This is a genomic window from Actinoplanes sp. NPDC023801 (genome assembly GCF_040639655.1).
GTDB lineage: Bacteria > Actinomycetota > Actinomycetes > Mycobacteriales > Micromonosporaceae > Actinoplanes.
The window spans coordinates 1-5,949 of the sequence record NZ_JBFAAI010000072.1 but is presented as its reverse complement, the minus strand read 5'-3'; the positions used below and the strand labels follow the sequence as shown (position 1 = coordinate 5,949).

Annotated in this window: 6 protein-coding genes; 5 read left to right on the top strand and 1 reads right to left on the bottom strand. The window is 66.2% G+C overall.

Annotated elements, in window-relative coordinates; all coding sequences use genetic code 11:
* The first annotated feature begins 136 nt into the window (after window positions 1–136).
* From istA to AB0G04_RS44070, 5 genes are all read left to right on the top strand, one after another.
* Window positions 137–1,393, top strand: a complete 1,257-nt coding sequence (gene istA / locus AB0G04_RS44090; RefSeq protein ID WP_360996708.1) for an IS21 family transposase — start codon at window positions 137–139, stop codon at window positions 1,391–1,393.
* On the top strand, window positions 1,390–2,208 hold the full coding sequence (gene istB, locus AB0G04_RS44085; RefSeq protein WP_360996705.1) for an IS21-like element helper ATPase IstB: 819 nt from the start codon (window positions 1,390–1,392) through the stop codon (window positions 2,206–2,208). Before istA ends, istB begins: the two co-directional genes overlap by 4 nt.
* 463 nt (window positions 2,209–2,671) lie before the next feature.
* Complete coding sequence (locus AB0G04_RS44080) at window positions 2,672–3,220, top strand: hypothetical protein (RefSeq protein ID WP_360996702.1); 549 nt, start codon at window positions 2,672–2,674, stop codon at window positions 3,218–3,220.
* 140 nt (window positions 3,221–3,360) lie between these two features.
* Window positions 3,361–3,963 carry a DUF998 domain-containing protein gene (locus tag AB0G04_RS44075; RefSeq protein ID WP_360996700.1) on the top strand — a complete coding sequence of 201 codons (603 nt, stop codon included), beginning with the start codon at window positions 3,361–3,363 and terminating at the stop codon, window positions 3,961–3,963.
* 248 nt (window positions 3,964–4,211) lie between these two features.
* A complete protein-coding gene (locus AB0G04_RS44070; protein ID WP_360996697.1) occupies window positions 4,212–4,772 on the top strand; it encodes a DinB family protein in 561 nt (186 codons plus the stop codon).
* Window positions 4,773–5,290: 518 nt separating this feature from the next.
* On the opposite strand, the gene AB0G04_RS44065 is transcribed toward AB0G04_RS44070, so the two are convergent.
* Window positions 5,291–5,692 carry a hypothetical protein gene (locus tag AB0G04_RS44065; RefSeq protein ID WP_360996694.1) on the bottom strand — a complete coding sequence of 134 codons (402 nt, stop codon included), beginning with the start codon at window positions 5,690–5,692 and terminating at the stop codon, window positions 5,291–5,293.
* Between the last annotated feature and the right edge of the window lie 257 nt (window positions 5,693–5,949).

Here is a 5,949-nt window from a genome sequence, read left to right as displayed (position 1 = left end):
GCAAATGCTTGGGATGGCGCACGCCCGCGGAGGTGTTCCACACGGCCGTGGCATCATCCTGAGCACCAGTGTTGCGACGACGGCTCGAATTCGCCATCCGCGAAAGTTGACCCCCTCTTCCTTGATCTTGGAAGGGGTGCTGAAGGTGGAGGACTGGGCTGAGATCCGTCGGTTGCATCGTGCCGAGGGCGTGCCCATCAAGGAGATCGCTCGGCGGCTGAAGATCGCCCGGAACACGGTGCGGTCGGCGTTGGCCTCGGACCGGCCGCCGAAGTATGAGCGGGCCCCGCGAGGGTCGGTGACCGACGCGTTCGAACCGCGGGTGCGGGCGTTGCTGGCCGAGTGGCCACGGATGCCGGCACCGGAGATCGCCCGAAGGGTCGGCTGGCCGCACTCACTGAGCCCGATGAAGAAGCTGCTGACCCGGATTCGGCCGGAGTACGCAGGTGTGGATCCGGTGGACCGGGTGGTCTATGAGCCGGGCCGGTTGACGCAGTGTGACCTGTGGTTCCCGGAACCGCGGATCCCGGTCGCGGCCGGTCAGGAACGGATGTTGCCGGTGCTGGTGATGACCCTCGCATTCTCCCGGTTCATGACCGCGGTGATGATCCCGTCGCGGCAGGCCGGGGACATCCTGGCCGGGATGTGGCTGCTGATCCAGGGCGTCGGCCGGGTGACCCACACGCTGTTATGGGACCGGGAATCAGCGATCGGCGGGACCGGGCGGGTCAGCGTCCCGGCGGCGACGTTCGCCGGCACCCTCGCCAGCCGGATCCAGCTGGCACCGCCGCGGGACGCTGAGTTCAAAGGCATGGTCGAACGCGCCAACGGGTTCCTGGAAACCTCGTTCCTGCCCGGCCGCACGTTCGCCTCACCAGGCGACTTCAACACGCAACTGGCGGACTGGCTGCCGTTCGCCAACGCCCGCACGGTCCGCTCGATCCAGGGCCGGCCGGTCGACATGCTCGACGTCGAGTATCCGTCGTTGCTGGTCCTGCCGCCGACAGCACCGGCGGTCGGACTGCGTGAACGGGTGCGGCTCGGACGCGACTACTACGTGCGGGTCGACACCGTGGACTACTCGGTCGACCCGCGGGTGATCGGCCGGTTCGTCGACGTCACCGCCAGCTTGGACACGGTCGCCGTCCACTGCGACGGCCATCTCGTCGCCTGGCATCAGCGGAGCTGGGCCAAACAGGCCGTGGTCACCGACCCCGGCCACAAACAGGCCGCAGCGGTGCTGCGGCGCGAGTTCGCCGAGCAACAACGGCGGCGGCAGGCCGCGACCCGCTACCACGCCGACGGTCACGCCGTCACGATGCGGGCCCTGCCGGACTACGACGCCCTGTTCGGCGTCGACTTCAACCCATCATCGGAAGCGAGTAACCAGTGACCACGGCAACAAAGACTCGAACACCAGCCCGGGCTCCGGCCGGCGACGGACTGCCGTCGCTGATCGGCTACCTGACCCGAGTCCTCAAGACACCCACCATCGGCTTGTTCTGGGAGGAACTGGCCGTCCAGGCCCGCGACGAGAACTGGTCTCATGAGGAGTATCTGGCCGCGGTGCTGCAACGCCAGGTCGCCGACCGGGAGTCCAAGGGCACCACGATGCGCATCCGCACCGCACACTTCCCGCACGTCAAGACCCTGGAGGACTTCAACCTCGACCACCTGCCATCGCTACGCCGCGACGTCCTGGCGCACCTGGCCACCGGCACGTTCGTCGCTAAAGCCGAGAATGTGCTCCTGCTGGGCCCGCCCGGGATCGGCAAGACCCACCTGGCCATCGGGCTGGCCATCAAGGCCGCCCACGCCGGCTACTCGGTGCTGTTCGACACCGCCAGCAACTGGATCACCCGACTGGCCACCGCGCATCAAGCCGGACGACTCGACGCCGAACTGAAGAAGATCCGCCGCTACAAACTGATCGTGGTGGACGAGGTGGGCTACATCCCCTTCGATCAGGACGCGGCCAACCTGTTCTTCCAGCTCATCGCCTCACGCTATGAACAAGCCTCGATCATGGTCACCTCGAACCTGCCGTTCGGCCGCTGGGGCGAGACCTTCGCCGACGACATCGTCGCCGCCGCGATGATCGACCGCCTCGTCCACCACGCCGAGGTCCTCACCCTCACCGGCGACTCTTACCGAACCCGCCACCGGCGAGAACTCCTCGCCAAGGAAACCCGCAACAAACGCTCATAACCGCAGGTCAGGGGGTTAACTTTCCCGAACCCGCAGAGGGTCAGTTTGCGGAAAGCGCTGACAGCTCGGCTCGGAGCTGGTGCTGTGGTAGATCTAAGGCCATGAGCGTGGCTCCACCCGCGGCACATCCGCCATGTCCTGCATGTGACGGCACCCGCGTCGAAGTAGGCGTGCGCACCGACATAGACCGCCAGGAAGTCAAGCTTTGGAGGAAGACGCGGCGAGGTTGGGGCATTCGAGACGTGACGGCTGTGCGAGCACTCGCCTGCGCTGGGTGCGGCCTCGTCACGTTTCACGTGACAAACCTTGCGAATCTCCAGGCCGAACTGGCCAACCACCCGGAGCTGTTCAAGTGGGATGACTAGCCCAGGACCAGGTGTGCCCCGGAAGCCCTCAATGACGCGGAGTACCGTACCTGATCGCGGCAGATCAGGACGTCGACGCATCAGGATAGGGTCGCCTTATGCATTTACCCTTCTCGTTGCGTGGCATCCGAGGCGCCATCGACATCACTATTGACGTCACTCGCGACCCCGAGGATGTGGGCGCTTCTCCAGGGGCGGTCGGCCTGCCCCATTGCCGTGCCACCATCGAGTACCCGGGTAAGGGTTACGACAGCCTGATGGGCTGGGTCCAGATGGTTCGCTCCACTGACAACGACAGCGGCGGGGAAGCCTTCGAGATGGATCCCCTGATGTTCGTGGGAGAAGTACCCCACCCGTTCGGCTTCTTCGGCATCACGCCGACCCTGTTCGACGCTCCGGCGCGTCGCAGCGACGCTGACCTTGACTGGTTGTGCCAAAGCTTCCTGACCTACATCAAGGATTTCGAAGGCGAGACGAGGGTGGTCAAAGCCATTGCCGGGTTCAGCTGGGGATTCAGTCGCGAGAACGGGATGACAGCTGTCAAGCCCACGCAGCGCCTTGAATCGAACGACTGGGGTGGACAGTTAGACCTACTCCACCGCGAACATCCCGGATGGCGTTTCCTAGACGATTTCGGGACGCCCTAGCCGATCGTCGCGCTGCCGCCCGACGCGCTCTCCTCGGCAGTTCAAGATGCCCGATGGCGGGGGCGCTGACCGCGGAAGTGACGGCATGTTGAGTGGAAGGCGCACGATTCGTTGAGGACGTGGTCCGGCACAATGTGATCATGCGCTCGTCTACGCCTTGGTGGGCGTTGCTGTCCTCGGCAGCGGCCCCCGCTGTGCTGATCGGCGGATGGACCCTGGCTGCGCAACGGCAGCCGGAGGACTATGACAGCACGGTAGCGACGATCAGTTCACTGGCGGCACAGGGTGCCACCGACCGTTGGTTGATGACCGTGGCGCTGTTGGGTGTCGGGGTCTGCCACGGCGTTACCGCGCTGGGGCTGCCATGGGCGTCTTCAGCGGGTCGGGTCGTGCTTGGTCTTGGTGGCCTGGCGACGGTGCTGGTCGCGGTGTTCCCGCTTCCGGTGACGGGCGGCGCGCCAGCACACGCGGGGGCCGCTGCGGTGGCGTTCGTGGCCCTCGCGGTGTGGCCGGCGCTTGCCTGTCGCCGGGACGGCCGCGGCCCGGTGGCGCTGCGACCGGTCGTGTCCGTTGCCGCGGCGGTGGCATTGCTCGGCTTGGTTGCTTGGTTCGGTGCAACTCTGAACACCGGTGGTCGAGTGGGACTGGCGGAACGCTCGGCCGCCGGCGCGCAGGCGTGCTGGCCACTGGTCGCGGTGCTGTCCAGCCGCTTGCATCCCCGCCGCGGGGCCGCCACCCCATAATCGAACGCACGTCACCCGGCGTAGCCGTTGATCTTGGCGGTTACGTGCCACTTCAGTACGAGGTCCGTCGGCAGGAGGCCGAGGTCAGCCGGTTCATCTACCGGCGGGTCATGCCTCTCACCGATGGCTCGCGCGCTCATCGCGGCAGATCCGGTGCCACCATGCGCTCGGTGGTTCCCGGGGAACGCTGGTGTCCGCCTGTGAAATCCGATCGCGGAGGATCCCCGTTGCCGCTACGGTCACGGCTCATGACCAGCGACTCCGCCGCTTCCAGGACAACATCGACTCCGGAGCCTCCGATCCCGGATTCGAAGGACTGGACCTGGGTGCTTGACGAGCAGTGCGACTTCTGCGGGTTTGATGGCCGGCACTTTGCGGCGGTCGACGTTGCGGTCACCGTCACACAGTTAGTGCCCCGGTGGATTCGGGTGCTGGACCGCGACGACGTGGCGGTGCGTCCCGCGCCGGCGGTCTGGTCCGCCCTGGAGTATGGCTGTCACGTGCGAGACGTGTTCGGTGTATTCGCTGAGCGAGCCGAACTGATCCTCACCGACGATGATGCGCGCTTCGCCGATTGGGACCAGGACGCCACGGCTCTCGCCGGACGATATTGGCAGCAGGCGCCGGAAGTCGTCGCTGAGCAGCTTGCGGCGCGGGCCCGTCACACATCGGCGGTGTTCGCAGCGGTACCGGAGTACGCGTGGAACCGCCCTGGGAGGCGTTCGAATGGGTCGGCGTTCACCCTTGGCTCACTGGGCCGCTACATGGTTCATGACGTAGTGCATCACCTTGCCGACGTAGCCGGCTGACCATTCCTGGTCCGCGAGGTTGCGTCCGGATTCGGGCGACACGCCGACTCAGCAATACTGTCGAGCGCATCCGCTCATCGGCTGAGAGAGCACATCTTCCGCCGATCCATGGTGAGCTACCCGTCAAGTGCGAAGACGAACTCGACGATGCCGTCGTTCGGAAGCGGCGATTGAGTTTCCGCCTCGCGTTGGGCCGGGGCTGGGCTGGGTGACGCCAACCCGAAGATGATCTCGGCCATGACGTCCCGACTGGGCCCGTTCCGCAGCCTTGGAAGTGGAACGGTTCGTGTTGGTGCTGCTCATCAACAGGAAGGGCCTGCCGGGCGTTCCGCCACTTCTTCAAGATCCAGCAGGTACCCGAGCCTGTGGGGGTGCCAGCGGTCGGTGACCTGCACGCCATTGCGCCCTCCGTCGCGCTCCAGCCGGGTCATGCGCCGCACCGACCAAGTGCGGGTCGCGCCTTGCAGCAGTGTCTCCTCCCGGCTCGAAACCGGACGTAACGTAGTACTCGGCCATACTCAGCGTTCCTTTGACGCGTACCGCCGAGCCGGGAGCCGGGATGCCCGTCCACGAGGTCGGGTCCCGATGCACCTCGGAGTTGGCCGCCCCCGGATCCCGGGGGCCGGGGCCTGGTCCACGTACAGCAGCAGGCCGGCAACGTCGAGGACCCAGCCGGTCGCCCAGACGTTCTCGGTGGCTACGGCAACCCCCACCAGCTCGTGCACGCTGCTGACGTCGGCACCGCGGTAGGTGCCGGGGTGTACCGCGATCGGCCCGGGACGGTCGCCGTCAGACGCGGCTGTCCAGCACTGGCAGTAGAGCTCCAACGCCATGCTGACAGTGCCGCCGACCTCAGCGGTGAACCCGTCGCTGTCCACGACGGTGGACGGGATGAAGACGTCACGCCAGATCAATGCCACCAGGCCATGATCCACCCGCCCGCTCACACCTGACACGAGGGCTTCTCCCGTGGCACCTCAGCGTTCCAATTCCTAGGAAGTGGAACGACCCCGTTGGGCTGTCGATCACCACTGGCACCCTGTTCGGAAGTGACACGCCTCGCGGCTGTCACGCCGGATCGTGGCTACTTATTTACTGGTCGTACGACCGCAGCCCGGCCAGGCTTGGTCGAGGTGACCGGCGGAACGCTCTGATTGCGGCTGTCCACCGTGGTTTG